The sequence below is a fragment of the Pandoraea sp. B-6 genome (genome assembly GCF_000282835.1).
Classification (GTDB): domain Bacteria; phylum Pseudomonadota; class Gammaproteobacteria; order Burkholderiales; family Burkholderiaceae; genus Pandoraea; species Pandoraea cepalis.
Window position 1 is genome coordinate 1 of the sequence record NZ_AKXS01000038.1, and the last position, 19,805, is coordinate 19,805.

19 protein-coding genes are annotated in these 19,805 nt (G+C 61.4%); 10 read left to right on the forward strand and 9 right to left on the reverse strand.

All coding sequences use genetic code 11. The features are described 5' to 3' along the window. Nucleotides 1-201 precede the first annotated feature (201 nt). Genes A985_RS0100260 through A985_RS0100275 form a run of 4 tightly spaced genes read right to left on the reverse strand, consistent with a single transcriptional unit; the run spans nucleotide 202 to nucleotide 4,125 of the window. The gene (locus tag A985_RS0100260) at nucleotides 202-1,260 is read right to left on the reverse strand and encodes an alkene reductase (RefSeq protein WP_198288630.1); all 1,059 of its coding nucleotides are present in this window, start codon (nucleotides 1,258-1,260) and stop codon (nucleotides 202-204) included. A gap of 59 nt (nucleotides 1,261-1,319) precedes the next feature. Beyond that, nucleotides 1,320-2,108 carry an SDR family oxidoreductase gene (locus A985_RS0100265; RefSeq protein ID WP_017231432.1) on the reverse strand — a complete coding sequence of 263 codons (789 nt, stop codon included), beginning with the start codon at nucleotides 2,106-2,108 and terminating at the stop codon, nucleotides 1,320-1,322. A gap of 56 nt (nucleotides 2,109-2,164) precedes the next feature. Further along, complete coding sequence (locus A985_RS0100270; RefSeq protein ID WP_017231433.1) at nucleotides 2,165-3,163, reverse strand: NADP-dependent oxidoreductase; 999 nt, start codon at nucleotides 3,161-3,163, stop codon at nucleotides 2,165-2,167. 44 nt (nucleotides 3,164-3,207) lie between these two features. After that, on the reverse strand, nucleotides 3,208-4,125 hold the full coding sequence (locus A985_RS0100275; RefSeq protein ID WP_232424476.1) for an alpha/beta fold hydrolase: 918 nt from the start codon (nucleotides 4,123-4,125) through the stop codon (nucleotides 3,208-3,210). A gap of 104 nt (nucleotides 4,126-4,229) precedes the next feature. Between A985_RS0100275 and A985_RS0100280 the strand changes: the two genes are divergently transcribed. Next, nucleotides 4,230-4,673: a helix-turn-helix domain-containing protein gene (locus tag A985_RS0100280; protein ID WP_017231435.1), complete on the forward strand. Its 444-nt coding sequence runs from the start codon at nucleotides 4,230-4,232 to the stop codon at nucleotides 4,671-4,673. A 103-nt stretch (nucleotides 4,674-4,776) separates the two neighbouring features. Here the strand turns inward: A985_RS0100280 and A985_RS0100285 are convergent, their stop codons facing one another. Continuing rightward, nucleotides 4,777-5,484 (reverse strand): pirin family protein, encoded by a 708-nt coding sequence (locus tag A985_RS0100285; RefSeq protein ID WP_026131494.1) that lies wholly within the window; start codon nucleotides 5,482-5,484, stop codon nucleotides 4,777-4,779. Between the two features lie 68 nt (nucleotides 5,485-5,552). Continuing rightward, a complete protein-coding gene (locus A985_RS0100290; protein ID WP_017231437.1) occupies nucleotides 5,553-6,317 on the reverse strand; it encodes an SDR family NAD(P)-dependent oxidoreductase in 765 nt (254 codons plus the stop codon). A gap of 159 nt (nucleotides 6,318-6,476) precedes the next feature. Between A985_RS0100290 and A985_RS0100295 the strand changes: the two genes are divergently transcribed. Further along, a complete protein-coding gene (locus A985_RS0100295; protein WP_017231438.1) occupies nucleotides 6,477-7,394 on the forward strand; it encodes a LysR family transcriptional regulator in 918 nt (305 codons plus the stop codon). A 134-nt stretch (nucleotides 7,395-7,528) separates the two neighbouring features. On the opposite strand, the gene A985_RS0100300 is transcribed toward A985_RS0100295, so the two are convergent. After that, complete coding sequence (locus tag A985_RS0100300) at nucleotides 7,529-8,494, reverse strand: PDR/VanB family oxidoreductase (RefSeq protein ID WP_017231439.1); 966 nt, start codon at nucleotides 8,492-8,494, stop codon at nucleotides 7,529-7,531. A 238-nt stretch (nucleotides 8,495-8,732) separates the two neighbouring features. Here A985_RS0100300 and A985_RS0100305 point away from each other — a divergent pair, with 238 nt between their 5' ends. The 4 genes from A985_RS0100305 (at nucleotide 8,733) to nadC (ending at nucleotide 12,807) form a co-directional block, all read left to right on the forward strand. Then, complete coding sequence (locus A985_RS0100305; protein ID WP_017231440.1) at nucleotides 8,733-10,067, forward strand: MFS transporter; 1,335 nt, start codon at nucleotides 8,733-8,735, stop codon at nucleotides 10,065-10,067. 53 nt (nucleotides 10,068-10,120) lie between these two features. Then, nucleotides 10,121-11,113 carry an ABC transporter substrate-binding protein gene (locus A985_RS0100310; protein ID WP_017231441.1) on the forward strand — a complete coding sequence of 331 codons (993 nt, stop codon included), beginning with the start codon at nucleotides 10,121-10,123 and terminating at the stop codon, nucleotides 11,111-11,113. Between the two features lie 125 nt (nucleotides 11,114-11,238). Further along, the gene (locus A985_RS0100315) at nucleotides 11,239-11,829 is read left to right on the forward strand and encodes a MarR family winged helix-turn-helix transcriptional regulator (RefSeq protein WP_026131495.1); all 591 of its coding nucleotides are present in this window, start codon (nucleotides 11,239-11,241) and stop codon (nucleotides 11,827-11,829) included. A gap of 132 nt (nucleotides 11,830-11,961) precedes the next feature. Further along, nucleotides 11,962-12,807, forward strand: coding sequence for a carboxylating nicotinate-nucleotide diphosphorylase (gene nadC / locus A985_RS0100320; RefSeq protein ID WP_017231443.1), 846 nt, complete (start codon nucleotides 11,962-11,964; stop codon nucleotides 12,805-12,807). A 169-nt stretch (nucleotides 12,808-12,976) separates the two neighbouring features. Here nadC and A985_RS0100325 read toward each other — a convergent pair whose 3' ends face one another. Beyond that, nucleotides 12,977-14,152, reverse strand: coding sequence for a Gfo/Idh/MocA family protein (locus A985_RS0100325; RefSeq protein WP_017231444.1), 1,176 nt, complete (start codon nucleotides 14,150-14,152; stop codon nucleotides 12,977-12,979). Nucleotides 14,153-14,168: 16 nt separating this feature from the next. Further along, nucleotides 14,169-15,500, reverse strand: a complete 1,332-nt coding sequence (locus A985_RS0100330; RefSeq protein WP_017231445.1) for a Rieske 2Fe-2S domain-containing protein — start codon at nucleotides 15,498-15,500, stop codon at nucleotides 14,169-14,171. 935 nt (nucleotides 15,501-16,435) lie between these two features. On the opposite strand from A985_RS0100330, the gene A985_RS0100335 reads away from it, so the two are divergent. The 4 genes from A985_RS0100335 to A985_RS0100350 all read left to right on the forward strand — a co-directional run bounded on the left by A985_RS0100335 (nucleotide 16,436) and on the right by A985_RS0100350 (nucleotide 19,805). Then, a complete protein-coding gene (locus A985_RS0100335; protein ID WP_017231446.1) occupies nucleotides 16,436-17,239 on the forward strand; it encodes a transporter substrate-binding domain-containing protein in 804 nt (267 codons plus the stop codon). A 70-nt stretch (nucleotides 17,240-17,309) separates the two neighbouring features. Continuing rightward, complete coding sequence (locus tag A985_RS0100340; protein ID WP_017231447.1) at nucleotides 17,310-17,969, forward strand: amino acid ABC transporter permease; 660 nt, start codon at nucleotides 17,310-17,312, stop codon at nucleotides 17,967-17,969. A 35-nt stretch (nucleotides 17,970-18,004) separates the two neighbouring features. After that, nucleotides 18,005-18,730, forward strand: coding sequence for an amino acid ABC transporter ATP-binding protein (locus A985_RS0100345; protein WP_017231448.1), 726 nt, complete (start codon nucleotides 18,005-18,007; stop codon nucleotides 18,728-18,730). Between the two features lie 58 nt (nucleotides 18,731-18,788). Continuing rightward, nucleotides 18,789-19,805: a D-cysteine desulfhydrase gene (locus tag A985_RS0100350; protein ID WP_026131496.1), complete on the forward strand. Its 1,017-nt coding sequence runs from the start codon at nucleotides 18,789-18,791 to the stop codon at nucleotides 19,803-19,805.

Consider the following 19,805-nt stretch of genomic DNA (forward strand, 5'->3'; position numbering starts at 1 on the left):
TCAAATCGGGGGAGACGTCGGGTCGTTAAGGTGCCACGTGCGTTGCATAGACGGTTGCCCGCCCAGCCGTTCTCGCGTGTGGCGATCGAACCACCAGTGCCAAAGCCGCCCTGCCGTCACGTCCAGCCCAATCGTCTGTCATTGCCCCTTTCCATGGGGGGCAGGTTGGCCAGAGCGGTCAACTTATCCAGAATCGGATTTTCAATAGTCGGTGTAACCCTTTTCTCCCGGTGTGTAGAAGGTAGCGAAATCAGGTGCAACCCATTCCTGCCCCAACTTCAGCTTGGCTACCAGATCCGGATTCGAGATAAACGGGCGACCAAAAGCCACCAGATCGCCACGCTCTGCGTCGAGATCCGTATCTGCTCGGGCAGCATCGTAGCCACCGGAGAGAATGTATTGCCCGTTGAACGCGGCACGGAGCTTGGCTTTTAACTCAGGGCTGACTTCAGGCGCCCCCATGGCGCTGTGATCCACGATGTGGATATAGAGTAGGCCGAGCGCATTCAACTCGTCGATCAGACGCAGGTACACGTCATCCATCTCGGCATCCGGCGTTTGGGCATTGAAGACGCCGTACGGCGAGATGCGTATGCCAACGCGCTCTGCACCAATGGCGGCGACGGTCGCCTTGGCGACTTCGACCGCGAAGCGGATGCGGTTCTCCACCGAACCACCCCAGCGGTCGTGGCGCTGATTGGACGCCGTATTGAGGAATTGGTCAATCAGGTAGCCGTTGGCTGCATGCAGCTCGACGCCATCGAAGCCTGCCTGTATGGCCAGTTTGGCCGACGACGCATATTCGGCGATGCTTTGTGCAATATCCGCTTCGCTCATTTCGCGGGGTACGGGATGCGGCTGCATTCCGTCGGTGTCGGTCCACATCTCGCCGGGAACGGCGATTGGCGACGGAGCCAAAACGCCGGCGCCGGCCGGCATGTTCGCGGGGTGGCTGACACGCCCGGTGTGCATCAATTGAACAAAAATCCTGCCGCCGGCTTGGTGGACGCCATCAGTCACCGGTCGCCAGCCCTGTACCTGCGCTTCGTTGAACAGTCCGGGGATGCGTGGGTAACCCAGACCGTTGGGCGATGGCGAGGTGCCTTCGGTAATGATCAGTCCGGCATCCGCTCGGAGGCGGTAGTACTCCGCCATCAGTTCATTGGGCAGGTTGCCGATTGCCCGGCTGCGCGTCAGCGGCGCCATGACGATTCGGTTCTTCAGTGGCAGGCTGCCGAGCTGGGTAGGCGTGAATAACATGTTGTTCATTGAAATTTCCTTGGCGTGGGGTTCACGTTCAGTCTATCTGGATGAGGCGCTCAGGCTTGTGGCTGATATCGTTCAGCCGCATGGGCCTGTCGAATATCCGACACCAGCCCTTGACGCGCACCATCCAGCGCATCCCAGCGCTCGGCGACATGAAGCGGAGGTATCGTGACCAACTCGCGACGGTCGAAACCGACCAGTGCAGCATCGACCAGTTCGCCGACTTCCATCACCTCGGGGAGGGTGTTGACATCAATGCCGGCACGCTCCCAAATCTCGGTGCGCGTCGATGCCGGCAGGACCGCTTGCACGTAAACGCCCTTCGGGGACAGCTCCAGGTGCAGACCCTGTGACAAAAATAGAACGAAGGCTTTGGTCGCTCCGTAGATTGACATGCCGAACTCGGGCGCGAAACCAACCACGGAGCCAATGTTGACGATTGAACCAGTACCGGACTGCGCGAGGCGCGGTGCGATCGCAGCAGCGAGCCGCGTCAAAGCGGTAGTGTTGAGCGTGATCTGGTGTTCGATGGCCTCAGCGGATTGCTCCAGGAAGCCCCCCGATTGAGCCATGCCCGCGTTGTTGATCAAGACGCCGATACGCGCGTCATTCCGCAGCCGAGTTTCAAGCACAGACAAGTCCGCGCGGCTTGTAAGGTCGGCTTGCAGCACTTCGACGGCCACATTGCTTTCCTCATGCAAGCGTATTGCCAGCTTTTCCAGGCGCGACTTGTCGCGCGCAACAAGGACGAGGTCGTGGCCACGGCGGGCGAAGCGCTCGGCGTAGGTGGCGCCGATGCCGCTGGAGGCGCCGGTGATGAGGACGGTCGGACGTGTAGTCACGGATTTTTCCTTTGCATTAATTGTGCTGGTGGTGGGGGAGGGAAACACAGCGCCCGTCACATCTTGACCACGACCTTGCCCTTGGTTCGTCCTTGGGCGAGGTACTCAAGCGCCTGCTTGGCCTGCTCGAATGGAAACACCTTGTCGATCACCGGCTTGATGCGCTGAGCTTCGAGAAGTTTGCCGATTTCTGTGAGTTGGGCGCCGTCGGGGTGCACGAAGAGAAATGAGTAGGTGACGTCCCGCCTTTTCGTGAGACGCATGATTTTGCGGCTCATCATTCCGAATACGAACCGTAGAACGAAGTTCAAGCGCTTGGCACGAGCGAATGCAGCGTCCAGCGGGCCGATGAGCGAGACGATCCTGCTTCCCGGTTTGAGGATGGAGATGGATTTTTCAATCGCGTCACCTCTGACGGTGCCAAGCACCGCGTCATAGCCGCGCAGCACGTTCTCGAATTCCTGCTTCTTGTAGTCGACCACCTCGTCTGCACCGAGGCTACGCACCAGTTCGACGTTGCCCGTGCTGACGGTGGTGCCCACCTTGGCGCCAAGGTGCTTCGCCAACTGGATCGCAAATGTGCCAATCCCGCCGGATCCCGCAGGAATGAACACCTTCTGGCCGGTCTGAAGATTGGCGCGTTCCTTCAACGCTTGCCACGAAGTGAGGCCGACCATCGGGATCGACGCGGCTTGCACGAAGTCCAGATTGGTCGGCTTCGGCGCGGCAGCGCTCTCCGGCACGACGGCGAATTCGGCAATCGACCCTGTACCAATGTCGAAGATGCTGGCGAAGACGGCGTCGCCTGGCTTGAAGCGGGTCACATTGCTGCCAACTTCAGTCACCACGCCAGCCAAGTCGCTACCCAGTGTGGCCGGAAACTGAAAATGCAGAACCGGTTTGAACGTCCCGGTCGGAATCATGTTGTCAATCGGGTTCAGGCCGGCGGCGCGAACCTGTACCAGCAGTTCATCGCTCTTTAGCGTGGGCCGGGGTACCTCGGCGAGCCCGATCTCGGGCGATTTGCCATAGCGCTTGAAGGTGAGTGCTTTCATGGTTTGATTTCTCATCCTTGGCATTTCGTTCTTATCTGTTCGGTTCAGTCGGCGAGGAAGTCCAGCACCGCAGGCACAAAGGCCCGGTAGTGCTGGAAGACGCCTCCGTGCCCGGAATCCGGGTAAATCGTGAGCCGGGCATTCGGCAGCCGCCGGGCCAAGTCGGCCGACAGGCTGCTGCCGACCATCAGGTCGTTGTCGCCGTTTGCCACGAACACAGGCTGTTTGATGGCCGATAGATCGTCGGGCGTGCTCAAGCCCCAGTGACGAATTGCCTTGAGTTGAGCAAGACGAGCCTGAAGCGAGATCGCCTTATCGCGGTCCTTGGTCCGCGCCTTCAGTCCGGTGACGTAGTCTCTCGCGGCGCGCTTTCCCGCTGGGGTGCGGGGGAAAAACAGGAAGTTCCTCGCATCGCTCCATGTCAACGCCGCCTTGATGTAAGCAAGCACAGCGACTTTGGTGACCTCGTCGATGCCACCGCCGCCCCGTGGGCCTGTGCTCGCGAGAACCACCCGTCGAACGAGATCGGGTGCTTGCAGCGCCACGGTCTGCGCCACGCCACCACCCATCGAGAACCCGAGCAGATCGACTTTGCCGAGTCCCAGGGCACGGATGAACGCGATGGCATCGCGGCCCATTTCGTCGATGGTGTGTGGCACCGATCCTCCCGAGGCGCCGACCCCGCGATTGTCGAAGGCGATCACCCGACGCTGAGCGGCGATGCCGTCGATAACACGTGGGTCCCAGTCGTCGAGTACGGCCATCAGGTGGTGCAGGAGGATCATCGGCACGCCGGATTCGGGGCCGAGTTCCCGATAGGCGAAAGCCACCCCGCCAACGTCAATCGCGCGGGTCGGGACATCTTTCCATTTCACGTTGCCCATCGGCCGCGCCGTCACGGTGGCTCCGATGCGAGAAGATGCTCCGGCTACCGGAGCGGCGCCTGAATTGTTCCTGCTCATCAATGAAATCTCCGTGCCGGGTGGATTGCTAGTCCCTAAAGTGTTAATATCGAACTGATAGTAACAATACTACCAATTTGAGACTAAGTCACTATCAAAATAGTATGGACGAGCAAAATTATTGCAATAACCCCTGCCCGATTGCGCGCAGCCTAGCCGTCGCGGGAGACGCGTGGAGCATATTGATCCTGCGGGACGCCCATGCCGGCCTTACCCGCTTCGACCAGTTCCGGAAAAGTCTGGGCATTGCGCCGACGATGCTGACCCGCCGGCTGGCGGCACTGACGGAGGAGGGGCTGCTGGAGAAGCGGCGCTACTCGGAGCACCCGCCACGCGAGGAGTATTTGTTGACCGCTGCCGGTCGCGACTTTCTGCCGGTGCTGTTCATGATTGGTGAGTGGGGGCGCCAACACCGGGGTGGCGGCAAGCTAATCCGTTTCTTCGACAAGGAAACGGGCACCGAAATTAGAGCCGTCGCCGTGGATGAGGTCACCGGGGCGAAGATCGGCACTCGTCCCATGCGCATGGACACGCCGGACGAAAGCTGAGAGGTGATCCGACCGAGACCTGCCCATTCGCGGGTTCGCAGCTCAATTGCGATTCCGACGCGAGAAAGCATTCAATCGCTCGAGCGAACCCAGATCACTCACCTCAGCCCAGCAGCTCGACCATCACGACGTCAGCGTCGCTGATCGCGTTAATCAAAACCTCGGACTCGCCCGTCACGAGAGCGCCATCACGCGGTTCAAGCCGTGCCCCCGCAATGTCGATCCGACCGTGGTCGGTTACGAAATAAGCCGCTTGCGGTGAATCCAATGCAACGCGCATCGATAGCCCTTCGCGCAGCGTCGCGATCCTTACGCGCGCATCGGTATCGATCGGCAATGCACCTGCTCGCACGTCGGCCGGATCACCGCTCGCGAGGGTCACGAACCGCCCGTCGCGTTCTGCCTTCGAACAACTCCCCATCGCCCAGTGCGGCGTCCCGCCTGGCGCACGCGGCTGCAGCCAGATTTGAAACATCCGCGCCGGTGCGTCTTCGTCGTTGCGCTCGGCGTGATGAATGCCCGTACCGGCATGCATGGCTTGCACGCTGTCCACCACGAGACGGGCGCGATTGCCCGCATCGTCCTCGTGCGTGACCGCGCCCGAACGTACCCACGTGACAATTTCAATATCGCGATGAGGATGAAGCCCGAAGCCAGAGTGCGGCGCGACTTCGTCGTCGTTCCAGACGACCAATGGCCCCAGCGGTCGATGCGCGAGTTGTCCAAGATTGCCGATGCGAAAATGCAACCGAGCGCTCAGCCACTCGCGCGAGAGTGTGCCCAATGAAGTAAAGGGCCGATGTTCAGTCACGATGCAGCCTCCAAAGGAGGCCGACTGCGCCACGCGATGTGGGCCGTCGGCCTCGACGCCTGTTTCGTTCAGATCTGCTGTTGACCGCCGTCGACGAACAGCTCGGCCCCATTCACGAAGCTTGCGTCGTCGGAGGCAAGAAACAGCGCAGCGCTTGCGATTTCCTCCGGCTCGCCGAGACGTGCCAGCGGGATCTGCGCGGCAAGGTAATCGGCCAGACCTTGGCGTTGCGCGGCGTCGTCGCCAGCCAGATCGAGCAGACCGGGCGTGCGGGTCGCACCCGGGCTGATCGTATTCACGCGGATCCGGCGCGGCTTCAGGTCAAGAATCCAGCTGCGGGCAAACGCGCGCACCGCCGCTTTCGACGCCGAGTACACGCTGAACGCCGCGGTACCCGAGCTGCCAGCCGTCGAGCCGGTCAGGATCACTGACGCACCGTCGGCCAACAGCGGCAGCGCCTTCTGCACCGTGAACAACACGGCCTTCACGTTGCGATCGAATGTTTCGTCAAAGTGCGCCTCGGTAATCTCGCCGAGCGCGAGCATCGAGCCGCCGCCAGCGTTCGCGAACAGCACATCGAGACGGCCGTGCGCCTCGCTGATCTGCGCGTAAAGCGAATCCAGCTCGTCCAGCTTCGTCGAGTCGACGCGCAGGCCGGTGGCCGCGCCGCCGGCGTCACGGATCGATGCGACGGCCGCATCGAGTTCGGCCTGACGGCGACCGGTCAGATAGACGTGCGCGCCTTCGGCGGCAAAGCGTTGCGCGGTGGCCAGACCGATGCCGCTGGTGGCGCCGGTGACGAGGGCGATCTTGTGGTCGAGCTTGCGTGCCATGGTGTTGCTCCTTCGGTGTGTTGGGTCGATCGCTGGCGCCGGTGTGCGGCGTTCGCGGCGGATTGTTTGCTGCGATGAAAGGAGAATATCGATGGCTCGACCTTTTCGAAATAGAATGCATTGCAAACCAACGTTGCAAATTTGAAATGATGGGGAATCATGTCGAAGCTGCCTGATTTCGAAGGACTCGCGATGTTTGCCAAGGTGGCCGAGGAAGGCTCGTTCGCGGCCGCAGCGCGCGAAATGGGGGTGTCGGTCGCCACCGTGTCGCGCGGCGTCGCACGTCTGGAGGACCGCCTGGGCGCACGGCTGCTCAATCGCACGTCGCGCCAGCTCGCGCTGACCGAGTTCGGCAGGACGCTGTGCGAGAAGGCTGGCGAGATATATCGGCAGGCCGAGGCCGCGGAAGGCGCCGCCCGCGAATTGTCGGTGCAGCCTCGCGGGCTCGTGCGACTGGCGGTGCCCATGTCGTTCGGGCTGAGGTGGGTTGCGCCGCTGATGCCGGAATTCTTCCGCCGCTATCCAGACGTGCAAGTCGATCTGCATCTGGCCGATTCGACGGTCGATCTGGTCGCCGAAGGGTTCGATGCCGCACTGCGAATCGCCGCGCTGCCCGATTCGGCGCTGGTCGCGCGGCGTCTGTGTGCGGTCACGCAATACGTCGTCGCGTCGCCCGCCTATCTGGCGCGCGAGGGACGGCCGGTGCATCCGCGTGAGCTTGTGGACCGGCCCTGCATGTCCTATGCGTATCGCGCGCGCAGTGATGTCTGGCGCTTCACCAACGACGCTGGCGACGAGGAACCGGTGATGCCGACCGGCCCGCTGCGGGTGACCAATTCCGATGCGCTCCTGCCGATGCTGCTGGAAGGGCTCGCCATCGCAGAGCTGCCGGAATTCATCGCGGGCGAATATCTGAGCGACGGGCGGCTCGAGGCGATCCTCACCGACTGGTCGCTGACGAAGGGCGGCCTGTACTTCGTCACGCCGTCGGCGAGGGCGCGGCCGGCGAAGGTGAGCGCGTTGTCAGACTACTTTGCCGAGCACCTGAGCGAACCGACCTGGCGATGGCCGAAGTAATCACTGTGCATCAGCCAGTCACGTCATTGCAACAGAGCAACGAGAAGTCTCAAACACTTCCATTCTGGTCTGGATTCAGCCGAGCAGATCACCTCGGCCCCGATGAGGCGCAAGAGACGGGTTTCGCTTGCGGCTCAGAGATCAAGCACCAACTCCGCTGATTTCGCGCGCGATACACAGACCATGATCTGCGTCTCCTCTTCGTCGTCGCGCAACACGAGATCCCGATGATCCGCCTCGCCTGAGCACAGCCCAGTTCTGCATGAACCACAGGTGCCGCTTTCGCACGAACTCGGCACGCGAACGTTTGCGTCGCGTAACACGTCGAGGATCGAGCGGTTGGCGGGAATGTCGAACGACGTACCGGTGCGGGCAAGCCGCACGGTGAACGGCGTGTTCTCGCGCGTATTCGCGTTGCTCGCACCGAAGCTCTCGAAGTGAACGGTGCCCGACGGCCAGTGACCCGTCATGTCCCGCACGGTGTCCATCAGCGCCTGCGGGCCGCAGCAGTACACATGCGCTGACTTTGGCCGCTCGAACACAGGCCAGAAGTCGAACGCTTTCGACGGATCGCCGTGATCGTGGTGAATCGTCACGTCCGAGCGCCACTCGTCGCTGCTGAGTTCATCGACGAACGCCGTGCCTTCTTGATCGCGGGCGAGGTAGTACAGCTTGAACGAGCGCAGGCCCTCCGCTCGCAACTGTCGCGCCATCGACAGCATCGGCGTGATCCCGATGCCGCCTGCGACGAGAATGAACGACTTTGCCCGTTCGTCGAGCGGAAATTCATTGCGGGGCAGAGATACATCCACGTCGTCGCCCTCTGCCGTGTCGTCGACGAAGCTCATCGAGCCGCCGCGTCCGTTGCTGTCACGCTTCACCGCGATGACGTAACGATTGCGCTCCTGCGAGTCGTTGCACAGCGAATAGCTGCGTCGCAAACCGTTGGGGGCCACAACGGTCAAGTTCGCGCCCGCCTCGAACGGCGGCAACGGCGCGCCCTGCGGGTCGGTCAGATCAAAGCGCCAGATGTCACGGGCGATCTTCTCCTTGCCCGCAATCTTCAGACGAAGAAAGCCGTCTTCCTGGGGTGTCGTCATATCTGTCTCCTTCTGGCCGATCCGGCGCTGCGTTGCCTCAACATGAATCGTATATTATTACTAGATCTCTAATTTATCAAGTCAAGACGCGCGACGCTTTGCGACCTTACTCTCGGTATAAACCCGTGCTTGCCAGCGACAAAAAGCCGCCGTAACCTTAAGATTAGAAATCTAATTATGTGATGGGGGAACGCCTGTTCCAGCCGGCATCACAAATGAAATTCGGAGACATTGAGACATGGCACATTCAACGTTGCACTCTGGGGACGTACCCCTGCCTGCCGTAGCCGACTCGGCGGCCGAGGAGGCGACTTACCGCAAGATCACGCTGAGGTTGATGACCTTCCTTTTCTTTTGTTGGGTCCTTAACTATCTCGACCGCGTCAACGTCAGCTTCGCGCAATTGCAGCTGAAGCACGATCTCGGTATGAGCGACGCCGCTTACGGCCTTGGGGTGAGTCTGTTCTTCATTGGCTACATCCTGCTAGAAGTGCCGAGCACGCTCTTGCTCCGTCGCATCGGCGCCCGCAAGACCGTCACGCGAATCATGCTGTTGTGGGGGGGCATCTCCACTGCGATGGCGTTCATGACCGCTCCCTGGCAGTTCTACCTCGCCCGAACACTCCTCGGCGCGGCGGAAGCGGGCTTCTGGCCCGGGATCATCCTCTATCTCTCGTACTGGTATCCGGCCAAACGCCGTGCTCGCATCACGTCGCGATTCTTGCTGGCGATTGCGGTGGCGGGGATCGTCGGCGGACCGCTTTCCGGCTACATCCTGCAAAACTTCATGGACGTCTGGGGTTTTCGCAACTGGCAGTGGCTGTTCTTTCTCGAAGGATTGCCGGCTGTGATTGCAGGCGTCGTTGCGTATTTCTATCTGATCGACAGGCCGCAGGAGGCCGCGTGGCTGACCGATGAGCAAAAGCGTCTCGTCATTGGCGCACTGGAGGAAGAAAGCCGCAGCAAGCCGCACGACGCGCCGAGCAATCTGCTCGCCGCACTGCGCGACCCGCGCGTGTACGTGATTGCTGCAGGCTGGGCCACGGTGCCCATTTGCGGGACCATCCTTAACTACTGGACGCCGACGATCATCAAACAGGCAGGCGTCTCCAACCTGTTGCAGATCGGCTTCATGTCGGCCTTGCCTTACATCGTCGGCGCCGTTGCCATGTTGTTCATCGCGCGCAGCTCGGACCTGCGCCTCGAGCGCCGCTGGCACTTCGTCAGTGTGACGACAGCAGGCGCGGCAGGCGCTGTGCTCCTCACCCTGGTCACGCATAACTGGCTCGCTGCGATCGGATGCCTGAGTCTCGTCTCGATCAGTTATTTCGCAGCCGCAGCGATTATTTGGACTATCCCGCCGACGTACCTCAAAGGCACGGCCGCCGCCGGCGGTATTGGTGTGATCAGCAGCCTCGGGCAAGTCGGCGCCTTCTTCGCGCCTATCGTGCTCGGCTGGGTGAAGAGCGTGAGCGGCAGCTTTTCAGCGGGCATCCTGCTGGTCGCATTGTTTACGTTTGTAGGCGGCATCGCCGTGCTTCTGGGGGTTCCGCGCGAGCGGCGAGCACCGTAACGCCCGACGCAGGGTGCGACACCAGGAATTTTCATTGTGAGAAGGGAATAGGAATGAGCAAGCTTCAACTTTCCATCGCCGTGGGCAACTACGACCGGATGCGTCCGCTGATCGACGGCGACGTCCAGATCGACGGCGTGGACCCGGTGTTTATGTTGCAGGATCCGGAGGAGATTTTCTTTCGTGCGTTCCGCCATGCCGACTATGACATTTGCGAGCTATCGCTCAGCAGCTACTCGGTGAAGACGGCGGCAGGCACGTCGCCGTATATCGCCGTGCCGGTCTTCCCGTCGCGCGCGTTCCGACACAGCTCGATCTACGTGCGCGCCGATCGCGGCATCAACCGGCCCGAGGATCTCAAGGGCAAGCGCATTGGTGTGCCGGAGTATCAACTCACGGCCAACGTGTGGGTCCGAATGTTCCTGGAGGAAGAGTACGGCGTGAAAGCCTCGGACATCCGCTGGGTGCGCGGCGGCTACGAAGATCCCACGCGCGTGGAGAAAATCGCACTCAAGCTTCCCGAGGGCGTGGTGCTGGAAAACGCACCAGAGGGCCGGACGATTTCGAACTTGCTGGCCGAGGGAGAAATCGACGGCGTGATCGGACCGCGCGCACCGTCGTGCTTCGACCGCGGACATCCGCAGGTGAAATACCTGTTCGAAGATCCGCAGCAGGCCGCCGCGGAATGGTATGAGCGGCGCAAGCTGTTCCCGATCATGCACACGCTCGGCATTCGCAAGTCGCTCACGGAGCAGCATCCGTGGCTGCCAGGCGCCATCGTCAAGGCATTTGAGAAATCGAAGGAGATCGCGCTCGCACGCCTGAGCGATACCTCGGCAACCAAGGTGACGCTGCCATTCATCGAGGACCAGTTGCGCAACGCGCGACGACTGATGGGCCACGACTTCTGGTCGTACGGCTTCGCGGAGAACGAGAAAGTGATCGACCGCTTCCTCGCCCAGCACCATGCGGAAGGGTTGTCGAGCCGCCGTGTGCAGCCCGCTGAACTGTTTCACCCGGCAAGTCTGGAGAGCTTCAAGATCTGAGGTCCCGCCTCGCGGGTTCGGTCGCCGCCGCGCGCGAACTCCCGCCGTACCCGTCTGCTGTGGCTCATGCGCCGGATTCGGCGATATGATTGCCGTATGTTTGGTTATTACGGGATGAGGAAGGTATGGCAACAGCACGCTCCCTTGGCAAATCCGGGGCACAAAGCACAGATCCCATTCTCCGGCACTGGCGCGAGGCGGTGCCCGACGATCGTCTCGCCCACCTGATCAAGGATGCAGCCCGCGCGATGGTGCGCGGACTGCAAATGCGCCTCGCGCAACATGAGGTGTCATTTGGCCACTGGGCTTTCCTGCGCGTGCTCTGGGTCAACGACGGGCTCACGCAAAAGGAGCTCAGCGACGAGACCGGAACCACGACGCCCACCACCTTCAGCGCGGTGCAGGCGATGGAAAAGCTCGGTTATGTCGAGCGTCGTTATGCCCCCGGCAACCGCAAGAACACGCACGTCTACCTCACGCCACGCGGCCGTAACCTCAAGAAAAAGCTCGTTCCGCTTGCAGAAGAAGTCAATGAGATCAGTGTTGACGGTTTAAAGGCGACCGAGATTAACGTCGCGCGCAAGGTTCTGCTGACGATCATCGAGAACATGGCACGCGACGAATCCGAGTCTAACGATCCGTCGCGTCGCATTCCGTCGACGCGCGAGGTAGGTAATCTCATCGCGGCACGCGCCGAAGCGTCCGAACACGATTGACGCGCAGCGCGACACTTCAGACCATTCCCAGCTGGCTATATTATTATAGATCTAATAATATTGGTGGCCGTGCCCACGCACGATGGCAGGCCACTGCATGCTGCTTTCCCGCTCAATAATACGGATACTGGAATGGATGAAATGACCCGCGCGGCGATGTTGCGCAACGTCCGCGATGCGCTTGCGGAAGATGTCGGCAACGCCGACTGGACGTCGCTGCTGATCAACCCAGACGCCTCAGCCGAGGCCGTCCTGACCGTGCGGGAGCCCGCACAGCTATGTGGCAGGCCGTGGTTTGACGAAACCCTCCGGCAGGTGGACCCGCGTATTGCGATTGAGTGGTTTGTCGGCGAAGGCGAAGGAATGCACGAAGGGCAGATCGTTTGCCGGATCACCGGTCCAGCCCGCGGCATGCTCGTGGCCGAGCGCACGGCGCTCAACTTCCTTCAGTTGCTTTCGGGTGTTGCCACCGAGACGAGTGCGATGGTGCGCATCGTCGAGGGCACGGCGGCGCGCATCCTCGACACGAGAAAGACGCTTCCGGGCTTGCGCCTCGCGCAAAAATACGCGGTGCGTATCGGCGGTGGCGAAAACCATCGTCGTGGCCTGTACGACGGCATCCTGATCAAGGAAAACCATATCGCGGCCGGGGGCGGCATTGCCTCGACGGTTCGGGCAGCGCAGGCTCTGGAGGCGGGCGTACCGGTGCAGGTCGAAGTGGAAACGCTCGCTGAGTTAAACGAAGCGTTGGCCGCGGGCGCCAAGGCGATTCTGCTCGACAATTTCTCGCTCGACGCGATGCGTGAGGCCGTGGATGTCACCGCAGGGCGCGCTGAGCTGGAAGTGTCGGGTGGCGTTACGGAGGACACCCTGCGCGCCATTGCGGAGACCGGCGTGGACCGCATTTCGTTAGGCAAGCTGACGAAGCACGTCACGGCGACCGATTTTTCGTTGCGCTTTGCAGCGTTCGCCGGATAGCGCAGTCGAGCGCGTATACGCGCCCCGCAGAAGTCGGGGCCGTTGCCAGCGTTCCAGTTTTCCAACTGTCCGGAATGCCGCAAGCGCCGATAAAAAATCCCTCGTTTTAACTGTACTTGGCTCAGTTCAAAACGAGGGTAACAAGGGATCTTGCGCTTTCCTGAAGCGATCAAAGGGTTACATCTGCGCCCGTTTCGCTCGACTTCAGAATCGCGATGCAGATTTCCAGCGTGCCTTTCGCCCATTCGCCATCGTGCAGCGGTCTGCGTCCGTCGACGACCGCGCCATACAACTCGTCGATGACTTCAGCGCGCGGCACGACGGGCACAGGCAGCGGCAGCGTTTGGCGCTGCTCGTCGCCGTAGATGACGATCGAATCGGGCAGCGGGCGCAGGTCCGCATGCTCGCAGGACACGATGATCGGGCCGAAATGCTGATGGAATCGTTGTGGCTCGTCCGCGGCGGCGGTGGGCGGTTTGTATGCCGATCCGCCGTAGGTGCCGGCCGCCTTGAGGTCGGCCTCGTCATCCGAGGACGCAAGCGTCCTCAGACGGCGGCGGGCGCTGCCGTACGTGTCGGGGCTCGTACGATCGCCCATTTCGCCGATCCAGCCGCTCCACTCGTCGGTATTGAAGTGGCCGTACCCGTTGTATGAGAGCGAGGCATAGGCGCCGTTTTCGAACCAGATCAGCGCAGAATAGACTCCCTCGGTGGGGCGCGACGGATCCCACCGGCCGACACTCGCACGCAGCCGGATTGCGCGTGAGCCGGCCAGCATTCGCACGATGTCAACCTGGTGCGCCGCCTGGCTGAAGACGGCGCCGCCGCCTTCAGCCGTCGCCAGCTCCTCGGGCCGGCGTGGGCGGTACAGGTAGTCGGTGTAGTTGATGGCCTGGATCATCTTCACCGCGCCGAATTCGCCGAGACGGATCAATTCGCGCGTACGCAGGTACGGCGTATCGAAGCTGTGGCAATGGCCGACGATCAGATGCACGCCCGCGGCACGGCATGCGGCGATCATGCGGTCGCAATCGGCGGCGCCGAGCGCCATGGGTTTCTCGACCAGTACGTGTTTGCCTTTTGCCGCGGCAATCTCCGTGTGCTGCGCGTGGAACTGGTGCGGGCTCGCAACGTAGATGATCTCGACGTTATCGTCGTCCGCCAACTCCGCCACGTCCGCATAGGTGGGCGCCGCGAAGTCGGCGGCGAACTGCCGCCGCGCATCCGCACGCGGATCGCACGCAGCGACGAGCTGGACTCTGGGGTCGCGCAGGAAGGTCGGCAGCATCAGCGAGAATGCCCGTCCCAGTCCTGCGACCCCGATGCGCAAACGGCGCTGCTCCATAACCGTGTGCCTCCCGTTATTGCTTGACCTGATAGTCCGTTGCGAGCGCGGCCGGCTGGTCGGCGAGTTCCGGGTTCCGCTTGCTGACGTAACGCGCGGCATACGTGCGCCAGTCGATTTCCTTCGGCACGACGGCCTGGTACGAGCATGTGTCCTGGGGAATCGCCTTCGCACCGGTGCCAATGGCGTTGCCGTCCTTGTCGAATTCCGCGAGTGCGTCGAGCATGCGGCGCCGGAATTCGACGATCGCGAGATCGCTTGCCCCGAGACGCTCGTCAGAGCGGTCAGCGATCGGACCCATCGTGACCCACATGGCGATGTCCTGGTTGGGGAAGCCCGAAATGCCCGTGAAATTGCCGGCCTTCATCGCCTGGCGTTCCTGCCAGAAGCGGTTGTCGTGATTGCGCAGCGGGCGATAGTGCTGGTCGAGATCGATGCCGATCTGCTGACGCAGGAACTTGCGCCAGGTTTCAGTTTCCGGTGTCGTCTCCGGATCGCCCCAGGCGATGAAGTAGAACGCCGTGTTCGTGTCGTCCATCGGCACGTTGATGTTCGCAACGTTGTAGAGATTGTTCGGGGGAATCAGCACCGTGCCCGGCGCCACGAACACCGTCGAGCGCACGTAGTCGTGCGTGCCGGCGTTGAAGATCGGGCGGCGCAGCGCGGCATAACGGAAGCCGTAGTCGGTACGCTCGACCTGCAGGCGCGGGGCCTTGTCGGTGGAGGGGCGCAGCCAGTTCTTGTCGGTCCCTTCGGCGCCGCCGACGCGTGCCGGAACGAAGTCGGACGAATGCAGGCTGGAGCTGTGTGCGGAGTCGATCGCGCCTTCGAGGATCTGCGCCCAGTTGCACGGCAGCAGTGCTTTCGCGATGCTTACGCGGGTGTCGGCGGTCGGTGCCCAGGCCGGCGGCTGGAAGTCGGGGATGGCGTCTTGCGGGCCCATATACGCCCACACCATGCCGCCCCATTCCCGCACCGGGTAGGCCTTGTGCTTGACCTTGTTGGCCATGCAGCTCGTCGCCGGCTCGGACACCATTTCGAGCACGTTGCCCCCGACATCGAACTTCCAGCCGTGATACAGGCAGCGCAGGCCGCCGTCTTCATTGCGGCCGTAGACGAGCGATGCGCGACGGTGCGGGCAGTACTCGTCCAGCACCCCAACGCGGCCTTCCGAGTCACGGAATACGACGAGATCCTCGCCAAATACGCGCGCCTTTACCGGCGCGCCATCCGGCTCGGCGACTTCTTCGATCAGGCAAACCGGCGTCCAGTGTCGGCGCATCAGTTGGCCCATCGGGGCATCCCCTTCGACGCGGCACAGCAATTCGTTCTCTTGGTGGGTCAGCATGTCATGTCTCCCGGCGACAGGTCGCCTTCATCAGCAGGTTTTGCTAACTATATTAGATATCTAGTTAAATTGGCAAGAGACTTGCTGGCGCCTCCGGGAAAGTACGCATGGCGGATAGCGTCGCTGGACCGGAGATATTCGATCCCGAAATATAAGGAAGCGAGATTCAACGACGATAGATACCGGAAAGAAAAACAGATATCTAATCTTCAGATATTGCCGAGACGACGATGTCGCGCTGTCGGCAACGCGACGCGGGACATCGAAATGCTGGTCGGCGTACGTTCGGCAGGGAGTAACGCAGGCGGGCGTGGCAGGCGTGCGCGTCGACGAGATACGCAATACCGTTCGATAAGTTGATGGCGTGCTACGAAAGATCGCGTCCGAGTCTGAGGAGCAACGCAACGGCGTCGAAGCGCTGTCACGTGCGTTGTCGCAGAGCGATGTGGTCACGCAACACAGCGCATCCCTCGCGCGAAAATCCGCTGCAGCGACTGAAACGGTGCGAGATCAGGCCGGAAAGCTGCTCGGAGGTGTTTCGAGTTTCACGCTGGCATAGGCGGGCTCTTCTGCCCGTCGATCATCAGTGTCCGGCATCGAATTGCGCTCGTCTTTACCTCGAACCCCGCGCCAGGCGCACTGCGCTGCTCAACGGTGACACCCGACGTCATTCCGTTGCAACCGCAGCAGAGGGGTTTTGCAACATTGTCCGGCGCTAGAAAATATTCCTCACGAAGCGCGCGAAGTTCGCATGTTTTTGGAAACACTTTCCATTTTGACAGAATTAAGCTTGTCTTCAGTCGATCGACATTTGCGATTGCCGAATGGACTGACCGCGGCGCCGGCTTGACTGTGTCCCTGCTCCCCACGAACACCGGCGTTGACGCGATGCCGCTCGCTGAACAATTAAACGAACTACATCAACGGAGACAAAAATGAAGGGACTCAAGTCGCGGTTCAAGCCAGTACTTGCCGCCACACTTCTCTGCTGCGTCGTGGCCACCTCCGCCCACGCAACCGATCTGCTCGACACCGTCAAGCATGCTGGCGTCTTGCGGATCGCAATGGAAGGCACCTACCCGCCTTTCGACTACCGCAACAACGATGGGCAACTTGAGGGATTCGACGTCGAGGTGGCGAAGGCCGTCGCGGCTCGCCTCGGCGTCAAGCCCGAATTCATCACGACGGAATGGAGCGGGATACTCGCCGGTCTTCAGGCCGGTAAGTTCGATGTGATTGTCAACCAGGTCGGGATTACCCCGGCTCGCAAGCAGGTACTCGACTTCAGTGAGCCGTACATCTACTCGGCGGCAACGCTCCTGCAGCGGCGAAACGATACGCGCCAGTTCAAATCGCTTGAGGACCTGAAAGGTCTCAAAGTCGGCGTAACGATGGGAAGCAATTACGTCGACCTCGTGAAGACCAATCGCGCGGTCAATCTGCAGGTCTACCCGGGCACACCCGAAAATCTCAGCGATCTGGCTGCCGGCCGAATCGACGCGGCGCTCAACGACCGCCTGATGATCAAATACCTGATCAAGAATTCTCATCTGCCATTGCGCCCAGGCGAAAGCATTCCCGGAGGCGAGACCGAGATGGGCATTCCGTTCCGCAAGGGCAATCCAAAATTTGCGAAAGCGGTCAACGACGCAATCGGCACGATGCGTCAGGATGGCACGCTGAAGAAGCTTTCCATGCAGTGGTTCGGCACCGACACGACGACTCCGACGCCGCAATAACCCATCAGATACATACGCGCATCTGCACGTGCCGTGCAGATGCGTCTAACAATGGCCAGGAGACAAATTCATGGACGCCTTCCATCTGATCGTGCATATGCTCCCCGTTATGGCGATGGGCGCAGTACTCACGTTGAAGTTCGCCGTCGCTTCGATGGTGCTGGGATTGATCGTAGGACTCGTGGTCGCCATCATGCGGATCGGTAACAGTCGGACCTTGTCCGGCATCGCACAAGGCTACGTCAGCTTGATGCGCGGCACGCCGCTGCTCGTGCAGATTTTCGTCGTGTACTACGGCCTTCCCGATATCGGAATTTCGCTCGACCCAACCACGGCCGGCATTCTCACGCTAACGCTCAATACCGGCGCCTATCTGTCCGAGAGCATGCGTGGCGCGATCCTTGGCATCGGCCGTGGCCAGTGGGCCGCGTCGCACAGCCTCGGCCTGACCCACCTGCAGACGCTGCGCCACGTCGTGTGCCCGCAGGCGCTACGCCTTGCCGTGCCGAGCCTCGGCAATACGCTCATCAGCCTGATCAAGGATACGTCGCTCGTCTCGGTCATCACGGTAACGGAATTGCTGCGTTCGACCCAGGAAGCCATCGCGTCGACGTTCCAGCCGCTGCCGCTCTATTTGACTGCCGCTGCGATTTACTGGGTACTGAGTACGGTGCTTGCCCGGCTGCAAGGAGTGGTCGAAGCGCGCTGCGCGCTACCTTCAAGCCACTGAATCCGTAACTTCAGCCAATGACTAAGAGTCCGAACATGATTTCTCTCGACAGCGTATCCAAGTGGTATGGCAAGCATCAGGTCCTCGAAGATTGCAGCGCCGAGGTCTCGAAAGGCGAAGTTGTCGTCGTCTGCGGCCCGTCTGGGTCGGGCAAGTCAACGCTCATCAAAACCATCAATGGCCTCGAACCTTTCCAGAAGGGCTGCATCACCGTCGACGGTGTGCGTCTCGACGATCCGGCGGTCAAACTGTCGAAGCTGAGAGCGCGGGTCGGCATGGTGTTTCAGCATTTCGAGTTGTTTCCGCACCTGTCCGTGCTCGACAATCTCACGCTCGCCCAGACCAAGGTGCTGCGCCGATCGCGAGATGAGGCCCACAGCACTGCACTATCCCTGCTAGAGCGCGTCGGACTTAAGGCACACGCGCAGAAGTACCCGGGCCAACTGTCGGGTGGCCAACAACAGCGCGTGGCAATTGCTCGCGCGTTGTCGATGAATCCGGTGGCGATGCTGTTCGATGAACCGACGTCGGCACTCGATCCGGAAATGATCAACGAGGTGCTCGACGTGATGGTCGAGCTTGCACGCGAAGGGATGACGATGATATGCGTCACACACGAGATGGGTTTCGCCCGCAAGGTCGCGCACCGCGTGCTCTTCATGGATCGCGGCGTAATCGTCGAAGATGCGACGAGCGATGCGTTCTTCAATACGCCACGTGCCGAGCGGGCGCGGGACTTTCTGGACAAGATTCTGCATTGACCCGCCAAACGCCGTCGGCCGCCAGCCCGCGTCACCCCCACACCGTGCCGTTCCCCGTATGAAAACGACAAATCTTTCCGCCAGACTCGAGACTTTTGCCCGCTTGAACCTGATCGAAACGGCAACACCTCTCCAGCGGTTATCGCGTCTCTCAGCCCGCTTGGGTCGCGACATCTACGTCAAGCGCGATGACTTCACGTCGCTCGCCATGGGCGGCAACAAACTGCGCAAGCTTGAGTTTCTCGCGGCTGATGCGATCCGGCAGAAGGCCGATGTGTTGGTGACCGCCGGGGCCATCCAATCGAATCACGTCAGGCAGACCGCGGCGCTTGCCGCACAGCTCGGCCTCGAATGCGTCGCCCTATTGGAGAATCCGATCGGGACCGATCGCGACGACTATTTGCGCAGCGGCAATCGCCTGCTGCTCGATCTGTTTCGCGTTCGCGTCATCGACGTCGACGGCCTCGACGACGCGGACCGACTGCTCGAAGCGACGGCACAGCGCCTGCGGGATGAAGGTCGCCGTCCGTACGTGATTCCGATCGGAGGGTCGAATGCGCTCGGCGCACTCGGCTACGTGCGCGCAGGTCTCGAACTCGAGCAGCAGATAACCGCAACCGGGCTCACGTTCTCGAGCGTCGTACTGGCGTCGGGCAGTGCCGGCACGCACGCGGGCCTCGTGGTTGCGCTCGCGCATGCGCTTCCGGCGACACCTGTGGTCGGTGTCACCGTGTCGCGCACGGACGCAGCACAGCGTCCGAAGGTGCAAAATCTCGTCGACCGAACGAGCGAATTGCTCGACATCGAGATGCCGCCCGGCACGCGCATCAATCTATGGGACGAGTACTTCGCGCCGCGCTACGGAGAACCGAACGACGCCTGCATCGACGCGGTCAGACTGCTCGCCGAAACGGAAGGACTACTACTCGACCCCGTCTACACTGGCAAGGCGATGGCTGGCCTGATCGACGGAGTCGCGCGCGGCCGTTTTGACGGAAGCGATCCGGTGCTGTTCCTGCACACCGGCGGCGCACCTGCGCTGTTCGCCTATCGCGACGCGTTGCGAGCAGGCTGA

What these genes read in the sequence shown, in the direction of transcription:
- A985_RS0100260 (WP_198288630.1), bottom strand. Translation starts at nt 1,260, where the DNA reads ATGTTATTCACGCCTACCCAGCTCGGCAGCCTGCCACTGAAGAACCGA.
- A985_RS0100270 (WP_017231433.1), bottom strand. Translation starts at nt 3,163, where the DNA reads ATGAAAGCACTCACCTTCAAGCGCTATGGCAAATCGCCCGAGATCGGG.
- A985_RS0100275 (WP_232424476.1), bottom strand. Translation starts at nt 4,125, where the DNA reads ATGAGCAGGAACAATTCAGGCGCCGCTCCGGTAGCCGGAGCATCTTCT.
- A985_RS0100280 (WP_017231435.1), top strand. Translation starts at nt 4,230, where the DNA reads ATGGACGAGCAAAATTATTGCAATAACCCCTGCCCGATTGCGCGCAGC.
- A985_RS0100290 (WP_017231437.1), bottom strand. Translation starts at nt 6,317, where the DNA reads ATGGCACGCAAGCTCGACCACAAGATCGCCCTCGTCACCGGCGCCACC.
- A985_RS0100295 (WP_017231438.1), top strand. Translation starts at nt 6,477, where the DNA reads ATGTCGAAGCTGCCTGATTTCGAAGGACTCGCGATGTTTGCCAAGGTG.
- A985_RS0100300 (WP_017231439.1), bottom strand. Translation starts at nt 8,494, where the DNA reads ATGACGACACCCCAGGAAGACGGCTTTCTTCGTCTGAAGATTGCGGGC.
- A985_RS0100305 (WP_017231440.1), top strand. Translation starts at nt 8,733, where the DNA reads ATGGCACATTCAACGTTGCACTCTGGGGACGTACCCCTGCCTGCCGTA.
- A985_RS0100310 (WP_017231441.1), top strand. Translation starts at nt 10,121, where the DNA reads ATGAGCAAGCTTCAACTTTCCATCGCCGTGGGCAACTACGACCGGATG.
- A985_RS0100315 (WP_026131495.1), top strand. Translation starts at nt 11,239, where the DNA reads ATGGCAACAGCACGCTCCCTTGGCAAATCCGGGGCACAAAGCACAGAT.
- nadC (WP_017231443.1), top strand. Translation starts at nt 11,962, where the DNA reads ATGGATGAAATGACCCGCGCGGCGATGTTGCGCAACGTCCGCGATGCG.
- A985_RS0100325 (WP_017231444.1), bottom strand. Translation starts at nt 14,152, where the DNA reads ATGGAGCAGCGCCGTTTGCGCATCGGGGTCGCAGGACTGGGACGGGCA.
- A985_RS0100330 (WP_017231445.1), bottom strand. Translation starts at nt 15,500, where the DNA reads ATGCTGACCCACCAAGAGAACGAATTGCTGTGCCGCGTCGAAGGGGAT.
- A985_RS0100335 (WP_017231446.1), top strand. Translation starts at nt 16,436, where the DNA reads ATGAAGGGACTCAAGTCGCGGTTCAAGCCAGTACTTGCCGCCACACTT.
- A985_RS0100340 (WP_017231447.1), top strand. Translation starts at nt 17,310, where the DNA reads ATGGACGCCTTCCATCTGATCGTGCATATGCTCCCCGTTATGGCGATG.
- A985_RS0100345 (WP_017231448.1), top strand. Translation starts at nt 18,005, where the DNA reads ATGATTTCTCTCGACAGCGTATCCAAGTGGTATGGCAAGCATCAGGTC.
- A985_RS0100350 (WP_026131496.1), top strand. Translation starts at nt 18,789, where the DNA reads ATGAAAACGACAAATCTTTCCGCCAGACTCGAGACTTTTGCCCGCTTG.